The sequence below is a fragment of the Trichocoleus desertorum AS-A10 genome (assembly GCF_039962155.1).
Taxonomy (GTDB): Bacteria; Cyanobacteriota; Cyanobacteriia; order FACHB-46; family FACHB-46; genus Trichocoleus.
The window spans coordinates 510364-532337 of the sequence record NZ_JAMPKN010000002.1 but is presented as its reverse complement, the minus strand read 5'-3'; the positions used below and the strand labels follow the sequence as shown (position 1 = coordinate 532337).

At 47.8% G+C, this 21974-nt stretch carries 24 protein-coding genes; 9 read left to right on the top strand and 15 right to left on the bottom strand.

The features are described 5' to 3' along the window. Positions 1–99: 99 nt before the first annotated feature. Positions 100–468 (bottom strand): hypothetical protein, encoded by a 369-nt coding sequence (locus tag NDA01_RS06190; protein WP_348227245.1) that lies wholly within the window; start codon positions 466–468, stop codon positions 100–102. A 163-nt stretch (positions 469–631) separates the two neighbouring features. Then, entirely contained in the window at positions 632–766 is a 135-nt protein-coding gene (locus NDA01_RS06185) for a hypothetical protein (protein WP_348227244.1), read from the bottom strand. 29 nt (positions 767–795) lie between these two features. Here NDA01_RS06185 and NDA01_RS06180 point away from each other — a divergent pair, with 29 nt between their 5' ends. Together NDA01_RS06180 and ilvC are read left to right on the top strand one after the other, a co-directional pair. Further along, entirely contained in the window at positions 796–1233 is a 438-nt protein-coding gene (locus tag NDA01_RS06180) for a peptidoglycan-binding domain-containing protein (protein WP_190431140.1), read from the top strand. Between the two features lie 170 nt (positions 1234–1403). Next, positions 1404–2399, top strand: coding sequence for a ketol-acid reductoisomerase (ilvC, locus tag NDA01_RS06175; protein WP_190431142.1), 996 nt, complete (start codon positions 1404–1406; stop codon positions 2397–2399). Between the two features lie 76 nt (positions 2400–2475). On the opposite strand, the gene NDA01_RS06170 is transcribed toward ilvC, so the two are convergent. The 3 genes from NDA01_RS06170 to NDA01_RS06160 all read right to left on the bottom strand — a co-directional run bounded on the left by NDA01_RS06170 (position 2476) and on the right by NDA01_RS06160 (position 4889). Continuing rightward, positions 2476–2694 carry a hypothetical protein gene (locus tag NDA01_RS06170; RefSeq protein ID WP_190431143.1) on the bottom strand — a complete coding sequence of 73 codons (219 nt, stop codon included), beginning with the start codon at positions 2692–2694 and terminating at the stop codon, positions 2476–2478. Positions 2695–2851: 157 nt separating this feature from the next. Further along, on the bottom strand, positions 2852–3571 hold the full coding sequence (locus NDA01_RS06165; protein WP_348227243.1) for an ABC transporter ATP-binding protein: 720 nt from the start codon (positions 3569–3571) through the stop codon (positions 2852–2854). Positions 3572–3671: 100 nt separating this feature from the next. After that, positions 3672–4889 carry an ABC transporter permease gene (locus NDA01_RS06160; protein WP_348227242.1) on the bottom strand — a complete coding sequence of 406 codons (1218 nt, stop codon included), beginning with the start codon at positions 4887–4889 and terminating at the stop codon, positions 3672–3674. A gap of 308 nt (positions 4890–5197) precedes the next feature. Here NDA01_RS06160 and msrB point away from each other — a divergent pair, with 308 nt between their 5' ends. Continuing rightward, positions 5198–5614: a peptide-methionine (R)-S-oxide reductase MsrB gene (gene msrB / locus NDA01_RS06155; protein ID WP_370527421.1), complete on the top strand. Its 417-nt coding sequence runs from the start codon at positions 5198–5200 to the stop codon at positions 5612–5614. Positions 5615–5705: 91 nt separating this feature from the next. On the opposite strand, the gene NDA01_RS06150 is transcribed toward msrB, so the two are convergent. Further along, the gene (locus tag NDA01_RS06150) at positions 5706–6773 is read right to left on the bottom strand and encodes an alpha/beta fold hydrolase (RefSeq protein ID WP_348227241.1); all 1068 of its coding nucleotides are present in this window, start codon (positions 6771–6773) and stop codon (positions 5706–5708) included. Positions 6774–7106: 333 nt separating this feature from the next. Between NDA01_RS06150 and NDA01_RS06145 the strand changes: the two genes are divergently transcribed. Then, positions 7107–7535: a VOC family protein gene (locus tag NDA01_RS06145; RefSeq protein WP_348227240.1), complete on the top strand. Its 429-nt coding sequence runs from the start codon at positions 7107–7109 to the stop codon at positions 7533–7535. On the opposite strand, the gene NDA01_RS06140 is transcribed toward NDA01_RS06145, so the two are convergent. Further along, positions 7468–8136, bottom strand: a complete 669-nt coding sequence (locus tag NDA01_RS06140) for an esterase/lipase family protein (protein ID WP_348227239.1) — start codon at positions 8134–8136, stop codon at positions 7468–7470. The two genes, NDA01_RS06145 and NDA01_RS06140, sit on opposite strands and share 68 nt — an antisense overlap. A gap of 384 nt (positions 8137–8520) precedes the next feature. On the opposite strand from NDA01_RS06140, the gene NDA01_RS06135 reads away from it, so the two are divergent. Further along, on the top strand, positions 8521–9009 hold the full coding sequence (locus NDA01_RS06135; protein ID WP_348227238.1) for a hypothetical protein: 489 nt from the start codon (positions 8521–8523) through the stop codon (positions 9007–9009). 51 nt (positions 9010–9060) lie between these two features. Here the strand turns inward: NDA01_RS06135 and NDA01_RS06130 are convergent, their stop codons facing one another. Continuing rightward, complete coding sequence (locus tag NDA01_RS06130; protein ID WP_348227237.1) at positions 9061–10140, bottom strand: tetratricopeptide repeat protein; 1080 nt, start codon at positions 10138–10140, stop codon at positions 9061–9063. Positions 10141–10153: 13 nt separating this feature from the next. Beyond that, entirely contained in the window at positions 10154–10966 is an 813-nt protein-coding gene (locus NDA01_RS06125; protein ID WP_348227236.1) for a 16S rRNA (uracil(1498)-N(3))-methyltransferase, read from the bottom strand. A 449-nt stretch (positions 10967–11415) separates the two neighbouring features. Between NDA01_RS06125 and NDA01_RS06120 the strand changes: the two genes are divergently transcribed. Further along, positions 11416–13359, top strand: a complete 1944-nt coding sequence (locus NDA01_RS06120; protein ID WP_348227235.1) for a sensor histidine kinase — start codon at positions 11416–11418, stop codon at positions 13357–13359. Positions 13360–13374: 15 nt separating this feature from the next. Next, positions 13375–14925, top strand: a complete 1551-nt coding sequence (locus NDA01_RS06115; protein WP_348227234.1) for a hybrid sensor histidine kinase/response regulator — start codon at positions 13375–13377, stop codon at positions 14923–14925. Positions 14926–14939: 14 nt separating this feature from the next. Here the strand turns inward: NDA01_RS06115 and NDA01_RS06110 are convergent, their stop codons facing one another. The 4 genes from NDA01_RS06110 to NDA01_RS06095 all read right to left on the bottom strand — a co-directional run bounded on the left by NDA01_RS06110 (position 14940) and on the right by NDA01_RS06095 (position 20337). Beyond that, positions 14940–15341: a BON domain-containing protein gene (locus tag NDA01_RS06110; RefSeq protein WP_190431154.1), complete on the bottom strand. Its 402-nt coding sequence runs from the start codon at positions 15339–15341 to the stop codon at positions 14940–14942. A gap of 246 nt (positions 15342–15587) precedes the next feature. Further along, positions 15588–17582 (bottom strand): sulfite reductase, ferredoxin dependent, encoded by a 1995-nt coding sequence (sir, locus tag NDA01_RS06105; protein WP_348227233.1) that lies wholly within the window; start codon positions 17580–17582, stop codon positions 15588–15590. 765 nt (positions 17583–18347) lie between these two features. Further along, positions 18348–18878 carry a hypothetical protein gene (locus NDA01_RS06100; RefSeq protein WP_190431156.1) on the bottom strand — a complete coding sequence of 177 codons (531 nt, stop codon included), beginning with the start codon at positions 18876–18878 and terminating at the stop codon, positions 18348–18350. A 457-nt stretch (positions 18879–19335) separates the two neighbouring features. Then, positions 19336–20337, bottom strand: a complete 1002-nt coding sequence (locus NDA01_RS06095; RefSeq protein ID WP_348227232.1) for a YegS/Rv2252/BmrU family lipid kinase — start codon at positions 20335–20337, stop codon at positions 19336–19338. 158 nt (positions 20338–20495) lie between these two features. On the opposite strand from NDA01_RS06095, the gene NDA01_RS06090 reads away from it, so the two are divergent. After that, complete coding sequence (locus tag NDA01_RS06090) at positions 20496–20753, top strand: CRR7 family NDH-1 assembly protein (RefSeq protein ID WP_190431158.1); 258 nt, start codon at positions 20496–20498, stop codon at positions 20751–20753. A gap of 22 nt (positions 20754–20775) precedes the next feature. Here the strand turns inward: NDA01_RS06090 and NDA01_RS06085 are convergent, their stop codons facing one another. Next, entirely contained in the window at positions 20776–21345 is a 570-nt protein-coding gene (locus tag NDA01_RS06085) for a DUF2854 domain-containing protein (protein ID WP_348227231.1), read from the bottom strand. Between the two features lie 130 nt (positions 21346–21475). Then, positions 21476–21628 (bottom strand): hypothetical protein, encoded by a 153-nt coding sequence (locus NDA01_RS06080; protein WP_348227230.1) that lies wholly within the window; start codon positions 21626–21628, stop codon positions 21476–21478. Positions 21629–21700: 72 nt separating this feature from the next. Here NDA01_RS06080 and NDA01_RS06075 point away from each other — a divergent pair, with 72 nt between their 5' ends. Further along, the gene (locus NDA01_RS06075) at positions 21701–21958 is read left to right on the top strand and encodes a hypothetical protein (RefSeq protein WP_190554345.1); all 258 of its coding nucleotides are present in this window, start codon (positions 21701–21703) and stop codon (positions 21956–21958) included. Positions 21959–21974: the final 16 nt, after the last annotated feature.

Below are 21974 nucleotides of genomic sequence, written 5' to 3'. Positions count from 1 at the left end.
GGAAGTTAATTTGTTTTGGAGGGAGTCTGAGGGACGCAACCGTCCCTCAGTGGGGGTTTAGGGGCAAACGCCCCCAATGGCCTGGTTCTTACCAAATACTTAACGATTGTCGTACCGCTTCCAATAACGGTGATGACGGATCACCTCATCCGTACTCGTCTCAAACGGATAAGACCCACCCAAAACCCGAATTTTAGAACACCCAAACAAGCTTTGTAGCCTGGTTGAAATGGGTAGCAAACTGTTGATCACCTGCGATCGCACATTGCTACTCGTACAAGTAATAATTAGCTCCATCCCTCGCTCTAGGGGCACCAGTTGCCAATCACAAAAACTAAAGAGCGAGTTGAGCGTACGACTGAAAGAACTAGAAAAACGTTGATACCGAGCAGCGGCCTGACTAAACTGCTGAGCGATCGCGGTATCGGTACTCCCAGAATGAGGCTGGTCATCTGGCTGTGTATTCATTCTTACTGTGTGTGAAGTCGCGAACTTGGATTTAGTATTCTTACGCAATCCTGGGACTCCAATCAAGCCTGTTTTTACGGCTTATTTGGTTCTTTGGAAGTTTTTAGTTAAATCCGCGATAGCCTAGTGCTTTTATATACGTTCACATCACTGAAAAATAACTTTAACAATTAACTAACTTCACTTTCACTGCCAGCATTTCCACAATCCAGTAGGAGTAAAGCAAGCTCATGCGGTTGGATGACCACACCGTAGGAGGTGACAGCAGTGCTGCCAAAGCTAACTTGAGATCAATCAAGCCTTTACTCAAGCAGCAGGAATTGCATCATGGCTTACTCTCTAACTCAAATCAAAGAAGTTTTGGATGGATTGGGATATAACCTAGGCCCCAACGGCATTAACGGCAACTACGACGCCACCTTAGATATCTACACTCAGGCAGCATTACGCGAATTTCAAGCCCAATACAGCTTGCCAATTACAGGCAGATTAGATGCTGCAACAGAAATTAAAGCTGGACAAATCGTGAAAAATCTTCAGTACAGCTTGAATCTAACCGTCAATGCTAAGCTGCCTGTAAGCGAATTTTACGGTCCTCTGACTCTGCGAGCCATGAAGACCTTCCAACAAACTTATAGCTTGCCAGCAACTGGAATTGCTAATTTAACCGTTCGGAAAAAGCTGGACGAAGAAGCTAAAAAGCGTCTGCCTCGTGGTGCAGATTTCAATGCTCTCCAAGAGGAAGCCCTACAACAAGTAGTCTAATAACTGCTTAAGCTTAATCATTGTGACGAACTTCTTGCTCTCTTCTCCCCCTAAGTTAGGGGGTTTTTGTACTTTCTGACAGCATGGATTCGCAACGGTCTTGAGACATAAGTCTGATAAGATTAAGAGTTTGCAGAGAATCACGCGCATGCGGTCAGGAGACACCCGATATGGCTCGAATGTATTACGACGCTGATGCCAATTTAGACTTATTAGCTGGAAAAACCATTGCAATCATTGGCTATGGCTCTCAAGGTCATGCCCACGCTCTCAATCTCAAAGATAGTGGCATGAACGTCATCGTCGGGCTGTATCCAGGGAGCAAATCTGCTGCAAAGGCCCAAGAATCAGGCTTGACGGTTAAAAGCGTAGCTGATGCTGCGGCTGCGGCTGACTTCATCATGATCTTGTTACCTGATGAAGTGCAAAAGACCGTTTACAAAGAAGAGATTGAACCCAACCTGAAGGCAGGCAAAGTTCTCGCTTTTGCTCACGGCTTCAACATTCACTACGGCCAGATTGTGCCTCCTAGTGATGTAGACGTGGTGATGGCTGCGCCCAAAGGCCCTGGTCACTTGGTGCGTCGGACTTATGAGCAAGGCCAAGGGGTGCCTGCTCTATTTGCGGTGTATCAAGATGCGTCTGGTCAAGCTCGCGATCTCGCGATGGCTTATGCCAAAGGTATTGGTGGCACTCGGGGTGGCATTCTAGAAACTACTTTCCGCGAAGAAACTGAAACTGACTTGTTTGGTGAGCAGGTGGTTCTGTGCGGTGGCTTGAGTGCGCTAATTAAGGCTGGCTTTGAGACCTTGGTGAATGCTGGCTATCAACCTGAATTAGCTTACTTTGAGTGCTTGCACGAAGTGAAGCTGATTGTGGATCTGATTGTGGAAGGTGGCTTGGCGAAGATGCGCGATAGCATCTCCAATACAGCCGAGTATGGTGACTTGACTCGTGGTCCTCGCATTGTCACCGATAGCACTCGTGCTGAGATGAAGAAGGTACTGAGCGAAATTCAGTCGGGTCAGTTTGCCCGTGAATTTGTGCTAGAAAACCAATCGGGTAAGGCTGGGTTTACAGCGATGCGTCGTCAAGAAGCAGAACATCCCATTGAGGACGTGGGTAAGGATCTGCGGGCGATGTTTAGCTGGTTGAAGGAAGCCTAATTGTAGGAGGACTTGGGGGCACCTGCCCCTAAATCCCCATTGAGGCCCCCGCTGAGCTATGGATAGGTTTTAGAGTTTAGGGAGCGCTTTGTTCTTGTTCTAGGGCTTTTTCGGTGCGTTCGTAGGGTTTGGTTTTGGGTCGCCAGGAAGGAAAGATGCCTGCGATCGCAGAGTTCAGAGCAGTACGGGTGCTAAGGCTGGCTCCACTCAGGGGTTGGGGTAAAAAGCTGTCGCCTAGGGCTATGAATAAAATGGCGACTAGCAAAATCAAAGGGATTGGTAACTTGCGGGACATGGCAGGGCTTACCTAAAGGGAACTGGCATCCTCAATTTCAGTTTTCCCTTAAACTTCAAGCCATCCGTCTCATTAAGAGCGGCGTAATAATTATTTAAATTGCTGAGTCTGCTAGCAACTCAATTACGAATTGCGAACTCCGAATTGCGAATTAGGGTTATGCGGCTGCCACTTGGCCGAGTTCTTCAGGGTGCAGGTGGGAGTGCAGTACTTGACCGTCGCGGAACCAGACGATGCGCTTGGTGAGGCGGGCGACATCGGGTTCGTGGGTGACAATGACAATAGTGATGTCACTGGCGTTGAGCTCGGTGAAGATGTCCATCACCTCTTTGGTGGTGCGAGTGTCGAGTGCCCCTGTCGGTTCATCGGCTAAGAGCAAGACGGGGCGATTGACGATCGCGCGAGCAATGGCGACCCGTTGTTGTTGTCCCCCAGAAAGTTGGTTGGGTCTATTGTTCATGCGGTTCCCTAATCCGACTCGTTTTAAGGCTTCTGCGGCGCGATCGCGGCGTTCGTCGTTGGGGACGTTGGCGTAAACCATCGGCAGCATCACATTCTCTAAAGCGCTGAGTTGCTGCAATAAATGGAATTGTTGGAAGACAAACCCAATCTTGCGATTGCGGATATGGGCGAGTTCAGCATCTCCGAGGCGAGCAACATCGACACCATCCAGGTAGTAGCTGCCAGATGTGGGGCGATCTAGGCAGCCAATCATGTTCATCATGGTGGATTTCCCGGAACCGGAAGCGCCCATGATGGAGCAATATTCTCCTTTTTCAATCACCAAGTCTACATCTGCGAGCGCTCGGACTTCGGTTTCACCGGAGCCGTAGGTTTTTGCAATATCTTCTAGTCGGATAATCACAGAGTTTGGCATAGCGATCGCTCCTACAACTCCTTAAGCAATTCGTTTTATGTATTTCTTTTATGCGCTTCTGAGCGCCGTCATTCCTATGCGCTTCTAAGCGCCGTAATTCCTAAGCGCTTCTAAGCGCCACAATGGGGTCTAGTTTAGCGGCTTGACGCGCAGGCACAACTCCGAAGAACAAGCCAATGCCACCCGAAACGCCAACGGCAACCAGAATCGCGACCGGGGAAACGCCTGCTTTTAAGGGAGTGACTGCACCCACTAACCCAATGCCACCAACTCCGATAAAGGTACCGATCGCGCCTCCTAGAGCAGCTAAAATCACTGACTCAATCATGAACTGAATCAGGATGTCTTGCTGGGTTGCGCCAATTGCTTTGCGGAGGCCAATTTCATGGGTGCGTTCTCGCACTGACACCAGCATGATGTTCATAATGCCCACGCCACCCACAAAGAGGGAAATTCCCGCGATCGCCGCTAGCATAATGGTCAGCGCTCCAGTGACGTTGTCCACTACCTCCAAGGCATCTTTTTGCGATCGCACCGTGAAGTCGTCATCTCCAGCGATTTTATGTCGCAGTCTCAGCAAATTGGTGATCTGAAACTGAGCGGCTTCCACACTTTTCTCGTTTTTGGCCGAGGCGACAATGAAGGTTAGGTCGATGCCATAGGGAGACGTGCGCCCTACAATGCGGCTGGACATGGTGGTAAGTGGGATATAAAGCGTGTCGTCTTGGTTGTTGCCCAGAAAGGCTCCTTTTGCCTCCATCACCCCAACGACTTGAAAACTGACATCTTTAATCCGAATCTGTTTACCAACAGGTTCTTCACTGCCAAACAGCTTTTCGGCAATTTCAGCGCCAAGTGCAACGACTTGGTTATTGCGTTCTAAATCCAGCTCGCTGATAAAGCGGCCTTGGCCAACTTCAAAGTCACGGGCGGTGAGAAATTCTGGTGTGGTGCCAATGATGATGGAGTTGCTGTTCTTATTACGATAGGTGATTAGTTGCTGACTGTTGATTTGGGGAGCAACGGCATTGACAGATGGAACTTGAGTCGCGATCGCCTGAGCATCAGCTAGAACCAGCGTTTTGGGAACTTCGAAGGTGGAGCGCTGGGCTTCTCTAGAACCAGGCACAATGAACAACACGTTCGGCCCTAAGGATTCAAACTGCTCGGCAGCGTACTTCTGGGCTCCTTGCCCGATTCCTACCATCGCAATCACGGAAGCGTTGCCAATAATGATGCCGAGCATGGTCAGGCCACTTCGCAGTTTGTTGGCAGTAAGGGTAGTAACGGCCATCTTGACGCTTTCTAGCGGATCCATGCTGTGACCTCACAAAGGGCTTGGTAGAACTTGAGCTGACTACAACTTCACCCTAGCGTACAGGCGAGATGTCTTGTTCATTAGACTTGAATCAAGATCTTAAGGGCGCTTGCTCCCAAACCTCCGCTGAGGGACGGTTGCGTCCCCCAAACCCCCTCCAAAAAGTTGCTAGCTGAATTTAGCTAGCTGATCAGCCGCTTCATAGACTTCATAATGGAGGAATGCAGAGACGAAACTTTATCTGGGCGGGTGCAGCAATTGTTGGCTCGGCCTGGGGCTTATCTTATTTACGTGGGAACTCAAGTGCTATGACGACTACCAACGAAAATTTTGAAATTACTAAAACAGAAGCAGAGTGGCGGCAGATTTTGACGCCGGAACAGTTTCAAGTGCTGCGTCAGCATGGAACAGAACGGGCTGGCACTAGCCCACTCGATAAGCAATATGGCCAGGGCACTTATATCTGTGCTGGTTGTGAGTTGCCACTATTTACTTCTGAAACTAAATTCGATAGCCGTACGGGTTGGCCTAGCTTCTATGCTCCGATTGAGGACGCGATCGCGACTACTACTGACAAGTCTTGGTTCATGACACGAGTGGAGGTGCACTGCCGCCGTTGTGGAGGTCATCTCGGTCACGTGTTTGATGACGGTCCTCGGCCTACGGGTCAGCGCTACTGCATGAATGGAGTTTCCCTGAAATTTCTTCCTAGTCAGGCAACTTGAGACCTAACCCTCAGCCCCTTCCCTACTAGGGAAGGGGAGACAGATTTATAATTCTTTTTGGCTTGGGAGAGTGGATTGGGGGAGGTTGGTCTTAGCGATTTTGGGGGTCGAGTCCCATGAGCAACCGATAGCGATTGGTTTCAGGGATATAGCGTCGCCCCCGGATTTCATCTGGGATTTGATTACGAATCACCTGTCGCATGTCAGTCACGACTCGCGGCACAGTCGTAAAATAGCCATGCTCGGTGGGATCGGTAATGCGGGAGATGATATCGGTGCAGTCGATTGGGTAGACGTTGCGAGGCAGTTGTTGTGGTTGCATAGGGCCATCGCTGCCCAAGCGGGGAGAGTTCCCTTTTAAGGTGTCGCTAGCCCACAAAGCTAAGTCGTTGCGGTTGAAGTAGACGCTAGTGCGACGAGTAATGCGAGGCAAGGAAAATAGCTTGTAATCGAAATCAAAAGCATCATCATCTTCATCGGCTGCCGTCAGCAACACTTGATCAAAGATTCTAGGTAACTGAACGACTTGCTTTTTGACTTCTTGCAAGGCAGCTCGTAACACATAAGCCCCCATGCTATGAGCGATCAGGTGCAATCGTTGGTTGCAGCGGGGCTGAGAGTTCTGATTAATATCATTAATAAAATCAGCCATTTTTAAGAAGGCGCGCGCAAAGGCGACCCCAGAGGCCGCAGCATCCAGGCGATCGTTTTTGTAGGCGACAGCATCGCGCGATCGCGGATTGGTCAACAGTAAAGAACCATCCGACGGCCAGGAAAAGACACACATATTCAGCCGCAAGGGACGTGTCGGCTCAATGGGGTCGTTAGCTGTCAAAACTTGGTGTAGCCGAGCTGCCTGACTTAAAGCTCCGCGAAAGGAAGTATTGAAGCCATGAATAAAGATAATGGTATCTTCACCTGTCTGAGCCATCTGTTGACGCACCTGCTCAAAGATGGCTTGGCTACCCAACACAGGTGGGTCTGCCAATAAGTCCTCAGAAGCGACTCGAATCTGAATTTGATCAAAGTTGCTGCCTGACACCTCGGCCCGACCAAAGCGTAAATTTGCTAAACCATCGTCGCTAAAGTTACTACCAAAGTCATCAGGGTCTACGGCTCGATTAGGACGGCGGTTAGTAGCAAAGTAAATTCTAGTCATAGGCCAACTTTAAGCGACTGTTTTTTAGCGGCGGTACTGTCTGCAATCATGTGGTTAAGTTAAGCAGAATTGAGCAGACTACCTGTAAAAAATCAGACCATAATCTAGGGTGGCCTGGGAGAGATTGCACGCAGTTCTTAATACTTCTGTAGAGTTTGATGTAGTATCTGAAGCAGTGGTTTGAATATGTATTCCTAATTAATTCTTTTGTGTCTCACTTGACGAATTAATATTTTCTGGCACCATTCCAGGCCTGATTCAAACTCTAAATTCTAAAGGATATCTAGATCGCAAACTATCTTTAAGAAGGGTAGTTTGCTGAAATTAGAGTTTATGAATACTGTCTTGTTTCACTTGGCTTTTCCAGTAACTGATATTGCTCAAACCAAAGCCTTTTATACGGAAGGATTGGGATGTACGGTAGGGCGCGAAAATGCTACCTCTGTGATCCTTAACCTTTACGGGCATCAACTGGTAGCTCACACGACTTCAGAACCACTCATGCCGCAACGGGGCATTTATCCCAGGCATTTTGGGCTGGTGTTTACCTCAGAATCCGATTGGGAAGAACTGCTAGAGCGATCGCAACAACGCCAATTGCGCTTTTATCAAGAACCAAAACGCCGCTTCACAGGTTTACCTTTAGAGCACCGTACCTTCTTTCTCGAAGATCCCTTTCACAATCTGTTGGAGTTTAAGTTCTACTGCCATCCCGCGGCAATTTTTGGCGATCGCGACTTTGCTCAGGTGGGCGATCGCTAGAGCCAGAACCCTGGAGTGGCGTTTGGAGACAGGAAGCAACTGCCTGCAAACTCTGGGGATGGGACACCATCCAAGCATGGCTCGGCACCCAAACTGGCACACTTTGACCCACAGGCATCAGCGAACTATTGGCAGGCACAATCATCAAGTCTAGAGGGGTCCAAATGGAGGTGAAATGGAGCTGTTTCAAGATCTCAGCATCTTGATTCAAGTCTTGTAAAAAAGCACTTCCAGGCCGCATTTGGACACAACCAGGTCGCTCAGAGCCATAGGCGAGCCACGTACCTTGATGGGGTGAAGCAATGGTGACGAAGCGCTTGACTTGAGCGATGCCACCTAAGCGCTGCACGTAATAACGGCTAACGATGCCACCCATACTGAAGCCAACTAAGTCAAAGTGTTGCTCTGGTGCAAAGGTTCTAGCTACATAATTAGAAACTTGAGTTGCTAGATGTTCCAAGCCTAAATGACCGTTGTTAGGCGTTAAGCTAAGACTGTGGACTGAGTAACCTAAGCGAGTTAAGTGACGAGACATGGAGTGAAAAACAGCTTCGGTGTCGTTAATGCCGTGAATTAGCAACACTGGATGGCGAAAACCCATGCAACTCCTTAATGTGTTCTGCTTACACTTCTAGCTTAGACAGTAGCGATCGCAATTTTGAGCTTGGTTTAGGACAGCTAACGGACTGGCTAAAGACAAAAGCTAAGGGTAAAAGCCAAGGGCAAATAGTTGATTCTGAGCAGCAACCTAAAAGTCTGAAAAGCAGTTTGGCTTAATCTAGCTCTTGGGAGATAAGTATTTGTACTCCTTATGCTGTCAATAAACTTTTGTAAATTAATGTTGAGTAATCTTGTGCTTTTGAGTCAGAAAATTTCATAATTTTCATAATTAAATCAATCAGATTAAGCAGCTCTAAGTCTCAGCTAGCTTCAATCTTTCGGGTTTTCATTTAACTCATCAGGACCAACGGTAGGAGCGGGTATCATGTTCGGTTTTATTAAGAAACTAATTAATGGAATTTTGGCCTTTGTAACTAGCTTCTTTAACAAGAAGTCATCCGCAGATGCGCCCAGTGCTGTGCCGCAGCCTAAGCGGAAGTCAGGCTATTTCATGGAATTTGATGACTCCTCAGCGAATGGGCAACCTGCCAAGATTGAAGCTGCGAAAGCTGAACCCGTGAAAACCCAACCTGCTAAGGTTGAAGCTACCAAGGTCGAAGCTCCCAAAGCGCCAGAGCCCGCTGCTCAACCTGGGAAGGCTGAAGCCAGAAAGGCTGCCAAGGCTGAGGCTGCGAAAACTGAAGCAATGCCACCCGCTCCTGCTCAGCCCGCTCCTGCCGCTGCGAACAACCAGAACGGACAAAAGTCGTCTGAACCTGCGATCGCATTTTCTAGCTTTGGCGATCGCCGTCGTCCTGGCCCTAACATGAGTTCCTTCTTGGATATGGCTCGCCAAGTTAAAGTTCCTACCTAGTTGCTAGGTTTTGAGGCTCTCCTCTCCTAACTTGCCTCTTTTAAGTCTTTTTCAACTTGACTGCAAAAATACCAGAGCGCTATAAAGCTGAAAGGCAGGGTCCCAATGGGTCTCTGCTTTTCTTTCTATGTCAATTTGCGGTTTGATGCGGCTTAAGGGGGGAATATGGTCTGCGGTGGTTTCAGCAAAGCCTGTGAAGTCTGACCAAGTTTCTAAATTGGGCAATTTTTGATTCAGAAACGCGATCAGGTGGTTCCAGTTGATTCGAGTGGTGGTTTGGGGCGTTACCTGATCCGCGATCGCAGCATCTTCTTGAAACAGATAGTTACTGTCGCAGAATCGTAGGATGGACTGGCGGCCCGGAATATGCAAGTCCCAAACATGCGCGTAGTCTTGGGTCTGTTCTTTCCATTGCAGCTTGCCCCAAGCTCCTTGATCAATCACATCGCCAAAAATAGGCAGGAGTCCTTCAACCCGCCGCGTCACCTCTGACCACTCAAAGGTTAATGACCCGACTTGATCAAATTCGTTGTGGCAAACAACAGTAATTTGGGGAGCAACTGATTGAAAATGTAGGACGCGAAAGACGCGCAACTTTTCAATTTCAGCTAAACCCGCCCAATACACAGGAATCTGAGCGTTACGTAGCTCCTGGCCATAGACCTGCAATTCCCCAACTGGCCCAGTGCGGTACAGTTGCCAACTGCGACTGGGTAGTTGCATCCGGGCGGTATAGGCATCCAGCTTCATGATGCGAGCGAAATTCTGGGCGGCGACGTTTCTGGCTTCCCCCGTCACTGGGGCCAGCATCAAAAATCCGAGTTCTGTGTTGGCAGGGTCAGCCGTTGCTTCAGCGATCGCTTGTTGTCGTTGCGCTTTTACAATCGCTTCCACTCGTTGTATCCCTTGCCGAGCTTGCGTCGCCACTTTGGGATGCAGTGAGTTGCGGAGGAGCTGCCGATAAACTGTCTCAGCCGCTTCTAGCTTCCCCGATACTTCATGCATGCGCCCTAGATACAACTGCACCCAAGGATTTTCTGGCATGCGCTGTAGCAAGGTTTTCAGCAATTGGGCGGCAGTGCGATAGTCCTTGCTGTCAAAGGCAGCCGCTACTTGTTCCAGCTCAGTCATATATTTCTTCAGCTCACCCTGGCAATGTGGTGGAGATGGGACTCGGAGTGGCCTCAGCCACTGCAGCGACTAGAGAGAGGGCTACTAAGGGAGCGGTGACAGCTTTGAGAATGCGCTGTCCCAAAGACACAGGTTGATATCCTAGCGCGATCGCTTGCTCAACTTCCGCCTCTGTCCAGCCGCCCTCTGGCCCAGTCACAATTACCATTGAGGATAGCGCAGACAGCGACGCTTGCTGATTTCCAAACCCTAAATCTCTCTGTAAGCAGTGCAATAAATGAGGGGCATCGTAGCGAGTGACGCAGAAGTAGCCAACAACCTTAGGTGTGCCCGGAGTTGCCGCTAGCAATTGCTGAAGTTGGGGCAGTAGTGGGACGGGTTCCAGAATTGTAGGCACCACTTGTCGCTCAGACTGCTCCGCTGCTTCTTGAGCAATGCGCCGCCAGCGTTCTAGTTTTTGGGGGCTAGGGTGCAGCAAGGTGCGATCGCTAATTACAGGCGCGATGCAGCTAGTGCCTAGTTCGGTAGCTTGTCGTACCACCTCATCAAATCCACTGCCTTTCGGTAAAGCCACAACTAGCGTGATTGCAATAGGCAACTCAGTATCAACCGTCAAAGTTTGAATAATCTGTGCTTCTAGTGATTGATCTGGGCTCGCCAATAGCTCTGCTAGCCACCACTGACCTTGTCCGTTCATGGCAATAAAGCGATCGCCAGAGCGGAGCCGCAAGACTCGACTCAAGTAATGTTGTTGCTCTGCGGTTAAGCAAATTTGTTCTTGATGCAGTTGAGTGGGCGCGATCGCCAATCGTTGCAACTCAGCCAAGCGATACTCCTAAGCCAACTTTTCTATCCTGCCACTTAGTGTTCTGATTTATCTATTTTTCGGCCTATTTTAAGGTTCAAAAGGTTTCTGGAACTGAGGTAGGTTCTGACCAGTGCTTAAGCCCACTTTACATTCGCGTGAATCTACATAAGCTTTTTGCCAGAGCAGGGAAGTGAATCCAAGACATAAAAAAGAATGAAGTGGTTGATTACTCAATGACTTCCGTACGATTACGGCTGTACTGGGGCGGTTGATAGAACAAAGTTTGAGATAGAACAACCTCTCTCTAATCCCTAGAATTCAAACTTTATAATTTAGATTTCTTGGTTCAGGAAAACTACTAAAGATCTCTTTGCTTTTAGATAAAGTCAATCCTGGTAATGCCTATCATGAAGCAAACCAACTGATGATTCAAAAGCTGAACTCATGAAAATAAAATAATAGATTTTATGTGGGAATTTTTTAGTAATTTTTTATCTTCGGATCAATTTATTCCACATGGGCATTGCTATCTATGGCAACCTCACTTAGTTTGGCTGCATGTGGTCTCAGATTTAGCGATCGCCCTAGCTTATTACTCAATTCCTGTTTTCTTGCTTTACTTTATCCACAAGCGCCGCGACATTCCTTTTCCGTGGATTTTTCTGCTCTTTGGCGCTTTCATTATTGCTTGTGGAACCACCCATATCTTAGAGGTTTGGACCCTCTGGCATCCAATTTATTGGGTGTCTGGCACAATCAAGGCTTTCACCGCCATAGTGTCTCTCTTCACCGCTCTGGAACTAGGCCCACTAATGCCAAAACTCCTAGCTTTACCGAGTTCTGCCCAGTTAGAAAAAACTAATCGGGAATTAGAGAAACAGATTCTAGAACGTCAACAAGCGGAATTAGCACTCCAAGCCGCTCATAGCCAACTAGAGATTCGGGTGACAGAACGCACTGCAGCGCTCGCTCAGGTCAACAAGGAACTGAGGTTAGAAATTGCTGAGCGGCAACACATGGAAGCCACGCTGAGAGAGAGTGAGCAACGGTTTCGGGCAACTTTTGAACAAGCTGCGGTCGGGATCGGCCATGTTGGTTTGGATGGGCAATGGTTGCGGGTTAATCAAAAGCTCTGTGACATTGTTGGTTATAGCCGCTCAGAGCTACTCAATCTAACCTTTCAAGACATTACTCACCCTGATGACTTAGCCGCCGATTTGGGACATGTTCACCAAATTTTAGCTGGGACAATTTCGACTTTCTCGATGGAGAAGCGGTACATCTGCAAAAATGGCTCTACAAATTGGGTTAATTTAACTGTTTCACTGATGCGGGAAGCGACTCAGCCCAAATATTTCATTTCTGTGATTGAAGATATTTCTGAGCGGCGGCAGGCTGAGGCAAAACTACAAAAGTCTTTGAAAGAATTATCAGATATTAAGTTTGCTTTAGACCAAGCAGCGATCGTGGCTGCCACTGACCAAAAAGGTACGATTAATTATGTTAATGACACGTTCTGTGAACTATCCCAATACAGCAGAGAGGAACTGATTGGGAAAAACCATCGCCTGATTAACTCTAGTTATCATGACTTAGGTTTCTTTCAAAACTTTTGGGCCACGATCTCCAAGGGCAAAGTTTGGAAAGGGGAAATTAAGAACCGTGCTAAGGATGGTAGTTACTACTGGGTTGATACGACCATCGTGCCTTTCCTTAATGAACAGAGTCAGCCGTTTCAGTATCTTTCGATTCGTTTTGATATTACTAATCGTAAGCAAATCGAAGAAGATATGAGAACGTCGCTCCGAGAAAAAGAAGTTTTACTGAAGGAAATTCATCATCGGGTTAAAAATAACTTGCAAATTATTTCCAGTTTGTTGAATTTGCAAGCTCAGTATCTAAACGATAGTGCGGCGCTGGCTATTTTTAGGGAAAGCCAAAATCGAATTGAGTCAATGGCACTAATTCACGAGAAGTTATATCAGTCAAAAGATATGGCTCGAATTAATGCTTCTGAGTATATTTATGATCTTGTGACTAATTTGTTTTACACCTATGAAATTAATTCTGAGGCGATCGCCTTAAAAATTAATATAGATGAAATTTGGTTGGGTCTGGATACTGCGATCCCCTGCGGCCTAATTATTAACGAATTGGTATTAAATGCACTCAAGCACGCATTTCCCAAGGGGCACACTGGAGAAGTTTGTATTTCTTTTGGCCTTAGGGATGCTCATCACCTGATGCTTGTGGTCAGTGACACTGGAGTTGGTCTTCCAAGAGATTTAGATTATCAAAACACCGATTCTTTAGGTTTGCAGTTAGTGAACGCACTAACTCAGCAGCTTGAGGGGGTTATTGAAATTAATCAGAGTAATGGCGTCAAATTTGAGATTGTGTTTTCTAACTAAAACTCACCTAGGAAAATGACAACTATAAACATAATGGTGGTTGAGGATGAAAGCATTGTCGCCAAAGATCTGCAAAACAGATTGAAGAAATTTGGCTATGCAGTGCCTGTGGTTGCTGCCTCTGGTGAAGAAGCTATTTTGAGAGCGTCTGAGAGTCACTTGGATTTGGTCTTAATGGATATTCGCCTCAAAGGTGCGATCGATGGAATCGAAGCAGCTAGACAAATTCACCACCGCTTTCAACTACCAATTATTTACTTGACGGCCTACGCTGATGACGACACCTTAGCTCGTGCTAAACAAACTCAGCCGTACGGCTACATATTGAAACCCTTTAAAGAACGAGAACTAAATACAACGATCGAAATTACTTTAGCTAGGCATCGGTTAGAGAGGCAGTTGCAAGAGCGAGAGCAGTGGCTGTCAACTGTTTTGAGAAGCATCGCTGATGCTGTGATTACGATTGACACGACAGGGTTGATTACGTTCATGAACCCCGTGGCTGAAAGTTTGACTGGCTGGCAGCAAGCCCAAGCTCTTGGGAAGCCCGCGATCGCTGTTTTCCAAACCGAGGATGAAGCCACACAGAGCATCCTCCAGCAGCCCAGCAGCAGCTTCTTTGACGCCAGCGTGGGCATGAAAACTGCGGTAGAAACCAGCCTCAGATGCAGTGACGGCCAAATTCCCATTGAGTACAGTATTACGCCACTACAGAACGACCAACACTTAGTAATGGGCGCTGTTTTAGTGTTCCGCGATCGCACAGAGCAACTCAAAGCCAAGGCAGCAATCCGCCAGCAGGCTGAACAAGCTCGGCTCGTAGCAGAATTACAAAAACTGAATCAACTCAAAGATGACTTTTTGAGCACGGTGTCCCATGAGCTACGGACACCGATGTCAAATATGAAAATGGCGCTGCAAATGTTGACGATCGCTACCAACGCTGAACGCCAACAGCGGTATTTGGAAATCTTAAAAGCAGAATGTGCTCGTGAAATTGACCTAATCAACGACCTACTGGATTTACAGCGTTTGGAAGCAGCATCTTATCCCACGTTTCTAGTAGAGGCGATCAATTTACAGGATTGGTTCTCTAGCTTAATTGAGCCTTTCCGTTCCCGCCTGCAAGAACATCAACAGGTAATCAAGATTGACCTGCCAGAAAACTTTCCGCCCTTAATTACCGATCGCGCCAGCTTAGAACGCATGTTAGTCGAATTATTGAATAATGCTTGCAAGTACACCCCGGCGGGTGGCCAAATTATCCTGAAGGCAGAGCAGGTGACTAGTACTTCACCACCTTTTGAGTCAGTTCCTCTCACTTGCCTAATTATTCAAAATCAAGCCGAAATTCCCCCAACAGAACTCCTGCGAATTTTTGATAAGTTTTATCGGGTTCCCCATGCTGACCCGTGGAAGCAAGGAGGTACTGGTTTAGGCCTAGCCTTAGTCAAGCGGCTAGTAGAGCAGCTACAAGGTACCATTCAAGTCGAGAGCAGCCACGGGTGGACAGTTTTTACGATGCAGCTACCACCCTTGAATTTAGTGACCAATCCAGAAAGCTAAGGCTCAGGATGGGCTTAAGCTACGCTGACTTGTGAAGTGTCTACTGCCTGGGTGCCATCTACTTTGGCTGCCATACCTGTGATGTGTTCCAGAATCTCTGAGTTAGGCACAGAGCCTTTGAGGATAATTGTGCCACCGTTCTGGTCAATTTCTAAGCTGTCAATTTCACTAATCTGGGGATCACGATCGAAGGCGATCGCAACTCGCTTCGACAAACCCGCCGGGTCATATTCACCTTCAAGTCCCATATGCTCTGGAGCGGGCGGAGGTTGATGCATACCCGCCTTCTCTCGAAGTTCTAAGTCATACTCACCTGTAAGCCCAGGAGTCATCCCCGCTTCGTCTGGGTGCTTCTGAGTCTCCGACTGGAATTTTTTACTGCACTCCTGACCAAAGTGCCGTTCTAGCCAAGTCATAATTCCACCCCATAGGAGAGATAGGTTCTCGTATCCTCTATTACAAACTGGATGAGCCTAGTGTGGCATCTCTCGTTTGGTATGAGATGAAGGCGGAAAGAAGTCAGGAGTTAAGAAGCGAGAAAAGAAAAATCTCGAAACACTTGCAATTACGTTCGTTTGCAGGGGGTCTGGGGGACGCAACCGTCCCTCAGCGAACCTTGGGGGCACTTGCCCCCAAGGTTCGGATTTCGTAGATCTTAAGAACTACGGCTCTTGGTTGGCTTGCACATAAGCTGCGATCGCTTCGGTAGCCAGTTGAGACACCTTTTTACCTTGCTGAGTGGCCATCGCTTGCAGACTGGCATAAAGGTCTTCTCGAACCGTGATGCGGCGGCGGATTTTGCCAAGCCCATCAGTCTCGCTCACAGTAGCGATCGCTTCATCGTTAGCGGTGCTGATGGTAGCGGCGTAGCTACTCACAAGCTCAGGCGGTTCAGATTGGTAAGCCACGGCAAACTGCCGAATTGCCTCTAAGCCAACGCGATCGCAGAAATCGCCAAAGCTTTCTTCGGGTGTGCGAGATTGCTTGAAGTAGACAAAAATTGGTTCTAGCCCAATTTCTAAGTCATTGATGTGGAGCTTCTCCACATAAGGCTGAGATAGGCGGGTTTGGTTCGGAGAAGCCCCCAGCCAAACTTGGTAATGCTCAGGAGCACTGCCCACAAAACCGAGTTCTGCCAAGTAAGGACGGGCGCAACCGTTAGGGCAACCTGTCATCCGAATAATAAAGTGCTCTTGCTCCAGACCCACTTTATCTAGCAGGGCGCGAATCCGCTCCAGAATCTCTGGCATAATTCGCTCAGATTCGGTGACAGCCAAACCGCAAGTGGGCAAAGCAGGGCAAGCCATCGAATAGCGCACTAGAGAGTCGATCTGCTCGGGATCAACCTGCACACCACAGCGATCGAATATTGCTTGAATGGCGGCGCGATCGCTAGGAGCAATGTCATACAGGAGCACATCTTGGCTACCCGTCAGCAAGATGGGCAGATTGTACTGCTGCACCACTTCTCGCAACGCAGTTCTCAGTTGGAAGGCACCTTCATCTTTGATGCGGCCATTCTCTACAGAGATGCCGAGAAATAGCTTGCCATCTCCCTGTTCTTGCCAGCCGAGAAAATCTAGATACTTAAATTCGGGTAACGGCTTGAAGGGTTGTAATGGCTTGCCAAAATACTGCTCCACCTCACTGCGGAACTTGGCAACCCCCCACTCCTCCATCAGGTACTTTAAGCGGGAGTGACGGCGATCGCTGCGGTTGCCATTGTCTCGCTGCGTCGCCACAATCGCTTTGACTGCCTCGTAAATGTCGGCTTTATCGACATAACCTAGCGGATCGGCAATGCGAGGAAAAGTGTCTTCTTTGCCGTGGGTACGGCCCAAACCGCCACCTGCCAGAATATTGAACCCTTCTAACTCGCCCTGCTCATTCGTAATCACCACCAAGCTCAAATCTTGCGAGTACAGGTCGATAGAGTTATCTCCTGGAATCGTGACCGCAATTTTGAATTTACGGGGCATGTAGTAAGTGCCATAGATCGGCTCCTCACTGTCCTGAAAAATTGTGCCATTACCGTTTTGTTGCCGAGCTGCCTTAACCTCTGGACGCTCCTCAGCACTGACAAACTTTTCGCCATCCAACCAAATTTCGTAATAAGCACCTGTTTGGGGGGTGAGTAAGTCGGCAATGCTGTTGGCGTACTCATGAGCGTAGATATACTCAGGCCGATTCTTGTAGGGCGCGGGCGGTGCCATGACGTTGCGATTCAGGTCGCCACAAGCTCCTAATGTGGAACCCATACTCTTGACAATCGAGGCGATCGCGGTTCGTAGATTTTTCTTTAAGATGCCGTGGAGTTGAAATCCTTGGCGGGTCGTAGCGCGCAGGGTGCCATTGCCATAGTCGTCTGACAATTGATCCAAAGTCAGGTAGAGCTGAGGAGGAATAAAGCCACCTGGACTTCGAGTCCGCAGCATAAACTGGTAGTCTTTCTCCTGCCCTTTAACCCGGTTGTCCCGATTGTCCTGCTGATAGGAACCGTGAAACTTCAGGATTTGAATCGCATCTTCTGTAAAACAATTAGTATCGAGTAGCAATTCACTGGCAACAGGTTCACGTAAAAATTGGCTACGTTCCTTAAGACCTTCTACTTTAGAAGGTTTGCGAGCCACGGGAGTCGGAGTCGGAGTTTTAACCATCGGAGTTGCGGTACGAATTGAAAATAGTCAGAGGTGTGGAATACAACCAAACGTTGCAGTTAAAGTCAGGTCTGAACCATAAAGCCTTTAGTTAGTTCAGAGCCTCAGTAGTTCTAAGCTTTTTGATTCCCGGTAATCCGCCCGGAATTACGGTCAATCTATTTATTTTATCATTGCATTTGCTGGGTCAACCTGCTTGTCAGGAATTTTGCATGAAAGTCCACCCCAACTTGCGGGAAAAGGGAGTTCTAAACCAAGCAGATTCAAGTCTAACGTTAGCCAACTTTACCCATTCAAGTTGTAACCCAGTAAGTTGATGATATCGCTTCAGAATTTCTCTGTAAACTCGTGTGAAGCAAAGCGAGAAAGCAGAGCTACAACCAGCGAACTCAGCATTACATTGACAAGCACTCCTTATCTTTCGGGGTAAGGTGCTCAAAACAGATATTTCGCTGTTATACAACTGCTGTAAGCAAAATGCTTAAGTTAAAGTGACGGCTGAGTTTGTTGTTAAAATTAAGCCATCAAACTCAAAAATATTGTTTATTAGGCTAATTTTTAACCATTAAAAAAGCTCCTAACACCAAAGTTAGGAGCTGACTAAAGCTGAGTTGAATTACTATTCAGTCTTGCTGAGCTGATGTAGAGTTGCTGAAAGGCTGCATCAGAACTAACGGTTAAAAACTAGCAGATGAATGCCTACAACTTAGCCTGTTGTCATAGCGGTCTTCGAGGCAATATTAAGCCTAAGTAGCTTCAGTGAGTTTAGAAGCGTAGACCTGCACCAGCTTGGAAGCTTAGAGAATCAGCAGGGCCATTTTGGTAAGCGTTAATGCCCCACTTGGTGTTACCGTAAACCACTACATCTTTGGTGACTTTGGATTCAACACCAGCAGTTAATATAACTGCATCATCGTTCCCTACTGGGGTTGGCTGGCCGTTTGCTTCCACAAAGGAATAGCCAACACCGCCATAAACTTGGGTATTTTTAGTGATCCCTTTGTCATAGGTGATCATCGGAATGATAGCGCTAGTGTCATCGCTGTAAATAACAGAACCGCGCAGAGAAACGGGAGCTTTGCGGAGGCCGAAGCGACCATCAATCGTGCCGCCAAAGGTTGCAGCATCATTGTTTTGACCACCGTTGGTGACACCTGCCGCAACACCTGCACCGACATAGCTATCACTGAATCCTTTTCTAGGTTGAGCAGAAGCAGAACCAGCAGAAAGTAGGGGTGCGATCGCAATAACAGACAAAGCAGAAAAAGCAGCAATAGATTTTAGAGAGAGTGTCATTTTGGTTCCCTCAAAGGGTGAAGTTAATGTTTGCGTTCCTGAATTTATAGTCGAAGAACCTGCTTGGAAAGTTCCAGGATAAATTCACTTAATTTCAGATTTCTGGAGGTAGCAGATGTGGGGTTTTTGACTCTCTAAAAAGACTGGTCAGCTCAAAATTTTCACCTTCAAAGCAAAAAAAACCATTATCTATATTTTCTAGATAAAGGTTTGCTGGATGTGATCCGATATTTCTAATCTAGCGTGTCGGATTAGTTTAAGTTGGTTGACACAGTCGCTTTCTCAACTGGCACAGATAGCATCAAGTCAAATTAATAGATGCCACTAGCAAGAAGCTACTCCGAGCACTAGGTTTTCTGATGAAGAATACATAATATCCAAACCAAGAAATTGGCCTCCGGATATTTATTGAAAATAGATTAATTAGATTGAGAAAATAGGTGGAAGTCTGGTGAGATTACCGAACCTCAGCAGATTGTTCGTCGTCCTCTGACTCTAATTGCGCCTTAGAGACCACGACTAAGTTAGGCAACCCATCTAACTTTTCTTCGATCACGGTTTCAGGTGCGGACGGTGCAAAAATAGTTAAACCCTGCGGGACACACTCTAGTTCGATGGGAGTTGTACCAATTAGTTCCCCATCCAAAACTACCTTTTGGGGAGGCTGAGTTGAAACTTTCAGACGTTTCGCTCTCAAATAGCCAATGTCATCCCGCTCGGTGGCGTTGCCAGTCAGAGCAGATTGCAGCAGATGATAGGAAGCTGCGATCGCCCCTGCTACATTGCGGGGAGCCACTACCGTTAGGTCAAGCAAACCATCATCAAAAATCACCCCAGCCGGTCCCTGCGCCAGAATTGAAGTGGGTGGGGCTGCATTGGCCACGGTAATCGCTGAAGCGGAAACTTGAATGATTTGGTCATCTGTTTCAATTTCTGCATCAAAGGCAGGTAGCTGCCCCAGTTGCTTGACTCCGGCTAGGATGTAAGCCAGCATACCCAAGCGATTTTTAGAAGTGCGGTCTGCTTGTTCAACCGTCTCAGCTTCAAAGCCAATCCCAGCTAGCAGGAGCATGGGTTTGCCATTACAGTAAGCCGCATCTACCTTTTTAGTTTCTCCGGCCAAGATGGTGGCGCAAGCGGCTTCGATGCTGTCAGGAATGCCGAGCGCATTGGCAAAGGCGTTGGCGGTGCCTCGTGAAATCACCCCTAGAGGAATATCGGTACCTACCAGAGCGGCTGCGGTTGCGGATAAAGTGCCATCCCCGCCGGAGGCGATTAAAACTTCCACTCCTCGCTGCACCGCGTTATAGGCGAGCTGATCCGCATCGACTGTCTTGGTCGTCGATAGAATCTCTAGCTCCATCTCTGGCTCCAGCAAAGCCCGAATTTTAGCTAAATCTTGGGCTGGGTCGCTTTGGCCAGCGATGGGATTGAAAATGAGGCAAGCTGAGCGGATCATAGGGATGCAGACGGGGGCTGTAGATGAAAGGTTGCAAACGTCTCTATTTCAAGTCTTAGAACTTGAAAGCTAAACGCCATCCTTCTCGGGAGGCGTTGTTAGGATATCTGTATGAGCGCGATCGCCCAAAAAGCTGAAACTCTCAATTTATAAAGCTTATGCCCGACCCATTAATGTACAGGCAGGACCATTTTGTGGTTTTGGCAGCTAATCAGCCAGAACAATTTCTCACGGCTGCTGAACTGCTCAGCAAGCTGGAGGCGATTTTAGCCCAACGCCAAGACAGCCTGCCTCAAGATTTGCAGAAGCTTAGCTCTATCCCAGACCAGGCCCAATATCTGCTAGACACTTCTTGCGAACTCGATATGGGGCCTGGGGATTTTTTGCAGTGGTATGTAGTCAGACTGGAAAAGTAAGGAACGTGGGGGTTGCAATTGCTCAGTCAGTGGCTTGAGGCTGGGCTGGGGGTGCAGTAATCAGAGCCACTTCAATCTGACGCTCTACTGGTTGGGTTAGTTGGACTCGAATGCCAGGACCAAAAAAACCTTCTATTTTTGCTTGCCTCTGCTGCCAAGTTTCCAAGGAAATGAGCGGAGAATTGAACTCCAAAACCAAGGCATAAGCGGCATCAATTTGCGTTTCCCGAATGCCAATCAGCTCAGGACGCTCCTCATTGGTAGGGCTTAACCCTAGGTGGCTCAGCGAAGAGTCTAAATGAGCAGATTGGCCGTACCGATAGCGAGTCACATCTTTACGAATCTGATTCTGGGTTGTGGTGGCTTGCTGATCCCGTAGCTCAGCGATCGCTGGTGGTGTGGGTTGTGTATAAGGAACTGGCTTGAGTTCTGAAGCTATCAGCGCCAATCCTCCTAGAAGTAGCGGAATGCCATAGAAAAATCCCACAAGATTTAAGGTGGCGTTACTAGAAAAGTAAGCTACAAAACCGACTAAGGTTAGAGCCCCACCTACTCCTAATCCCAGCGTTCCTAGAGAAGTTTGACGTAACATATTTGTTAATGAGATGAATTAAGCGGTGTGCAAAGTTAACCTTTATATCATTACCTTTACAGGAAGTTTGGTGGACCTAAGCTCCGACAATTTTTCTCTGAAGCCTAAAGTTTCTTGCCAAAAAGCAGAGCTAGAGGCCAGAAACCGGAGCTAGAAGATTGTGGTTAGCAAAGTGAGCGTTCATGAATAGCGAGATATGCTGGAGGTGCCGAGGCGCGATCGCCCACTTCAGCGGGAGGTATTCTGGCGAGGCTTGGCCATCTAACTCGTCTTTATGGTTCATCTAGATAGTATGAGTGCCACTCTCAGCGAATGTGATTCAGTCCCTCTTTACGGTCTTCAGTAGGTCCGAGCCATGATCAAAGACGAAAAGCAGCCATCCGCAACCAAAGGCAAATTATTAGAGCAGATTGATTCTCTCAAGCGAGAAGATGAAACGCTCTACAACATCTTGGCCGTGGATGTTTGGGCACTGGCTAAAACTATGGATGAGTTCCAGCCAGGATTTTGGGCCGCTTTTATGAAAAACCGCGAGAAGGCACTCAAGCGCTTCATCACTGAAGTAATGCGGACTAAGACAGGTGATAGCAAGCGACCACCTTTTCTGCACTAGTTCTGCGCTCGTCTAT

Bases quoted from the DNA above. Each gene is read 5' to 3' on its own strand.
- NDA01_RS06190 (WP_348227245.1), bottom strand. From the start codon at position 468: ATGAATACACAGCCAGATGACCAGCCTCATTCTGGGAGTACCGATACC.
- NDA01_RS06180 (WP_190431140.1), top strand. From the start codon at position 796: ATGGCTTACTCTCTAACTCAAATCAAAGAAGTTTTGGATGGATTGGGA.
- ilvC (WP_190431142.1), top strand. From the start codon at position 1,404: ATGGCTCGAATGTATTACGACGCTGATGCCAATTTAGACTTATTAGCT.
- NDA01_RS06170 (WP_190431143.1), bottom strand. From the start codon at position 2,694: ATGTCCCGCAAGTTACCAATCCCTTTGATTTTGCTAGTCGCCATTTTA.
- NDA01_RS06165 (WP_348227243.1), bottom strand. From the start codon at position 3,571: ATGCCAAACTCTGTGATTATCCGACTAGAAGATATTGCAAAAACCTAC.
- NDA01_RS06160 (WP_348227242.1), bottom strand. From the start codon at position 4,889: ATGGATCCGCTAGAAAGCGTCAAGATGGCCGTTACTACCCTTACTGCC.
- msrB (WP_370527421.1), top strand. From the start codon at position 5,198: ATGACGACTACCAACGAAAATTTTGAAATTACTAAAACAGAAGCAGAG.
- NDA01_RS06150 (WP_348227241.1), bottom strand. From the start codon at position 6,773: ATGACTAGAATTTACTTTGCTACTAACCGCCGTCCTAATCGAGCCGTA.
- NDA01_RS06145 (WP_348227240.1), top strand. From the start codon at position 7,107: ATGAATACTGTCTTGTTTCACTTGGCTTTTCCAGTAACTGATATTGCT.
- NDA01_RS06140 (WP_348227239.1), bottom strand. From the start codon at position 8,136: ATGGGTTTTCGCCATCCAGTGTTGCTAATTCACGGCATTAACGACACC.
- NDA01_RS06135 (WP_348227238.1), top strand. From the start codon at position 8,521: ATGTTCGGTTTTATTAAGAAACTAATTAATGGAATTTTGGCCTTTGTA.
- NDA01_RS06130 (WP_348227237.1), bottom strand. From the start codon at position 10,140: ATGACTGAGCTGGAACAAGTAGCGGCTGCCTTTGACAGCAAGGACTAT.
- NDA01_RS06120 (WP_348227235.1), top strand. From the start codon at position 11,416: ATGTGGGAATTTTTTAGTAATTTTTTATCTTCGGATCAATTTATTCCA.
- NDA01_RS06115 (WP_348227234.1), top strand. From the start codon at position 13,375: ATGACAACTATAAACATAATGGTGGTTGAGGATGAAAGCATTGTCGCC.
- NDA01_RS06110 (WP_190431154.1), bottom strand. From the start codon at position 15,341: ATGACTTGGCTAGAACGGCACTTTGGTCAGGAGTGCAGTAAAAAATTC.
- sir (WP_348227233.1), bottom strand. From the start codon at position 17,582: ATGGTTAAAACTCCGACTCCGACTCCCGTGGCTCGCAAACCTTCTAAA.
- NDA01_RS06100 (WP_190431156.1), bottom strand. From the start codon at position 18,878: ATGACACTCTCTCTAAAATCTATTGCTGCTTTTTCTGCTTTGTCTGTT.
- NDA01_RS06095 (WP_348227232.1), bottom strand. From the start codon at position 20,337: ATGATCCGCTCAGCTTGCCTCATTTTCAATCCCATCGCTGGCCAAAGC.
- NDA01_RS06090 (WP_190431158.1), top strand. From the start codon at position 20,496: ATGCCCGACCCATTAATGTACAGGCAGGACCATTTTGTGGTTTTGGCA.
- NDA01_RS06085 (WP_348227231.1), bottom strand. From the start codon at position 21,345: ATGTTACGTCAAACTTCTCTAGGAACGCTGGGATTAGGAGTAGGTGGG.
- NDA01_RS06080 (WP_348227230.1), bottom strand. From the start codon at position 21,628: ATGAACCATAAAGACGAGTTAGATGGCCAAGCCTCGCCAGAATACCTC.
- NDA01_RS06075 (WP_190554345.1), top strand. From the start codon at position 21,701: ATGATCAAAGACGAAAAGCAGCCATCCGCAACCAAAGGCAAATTATTA.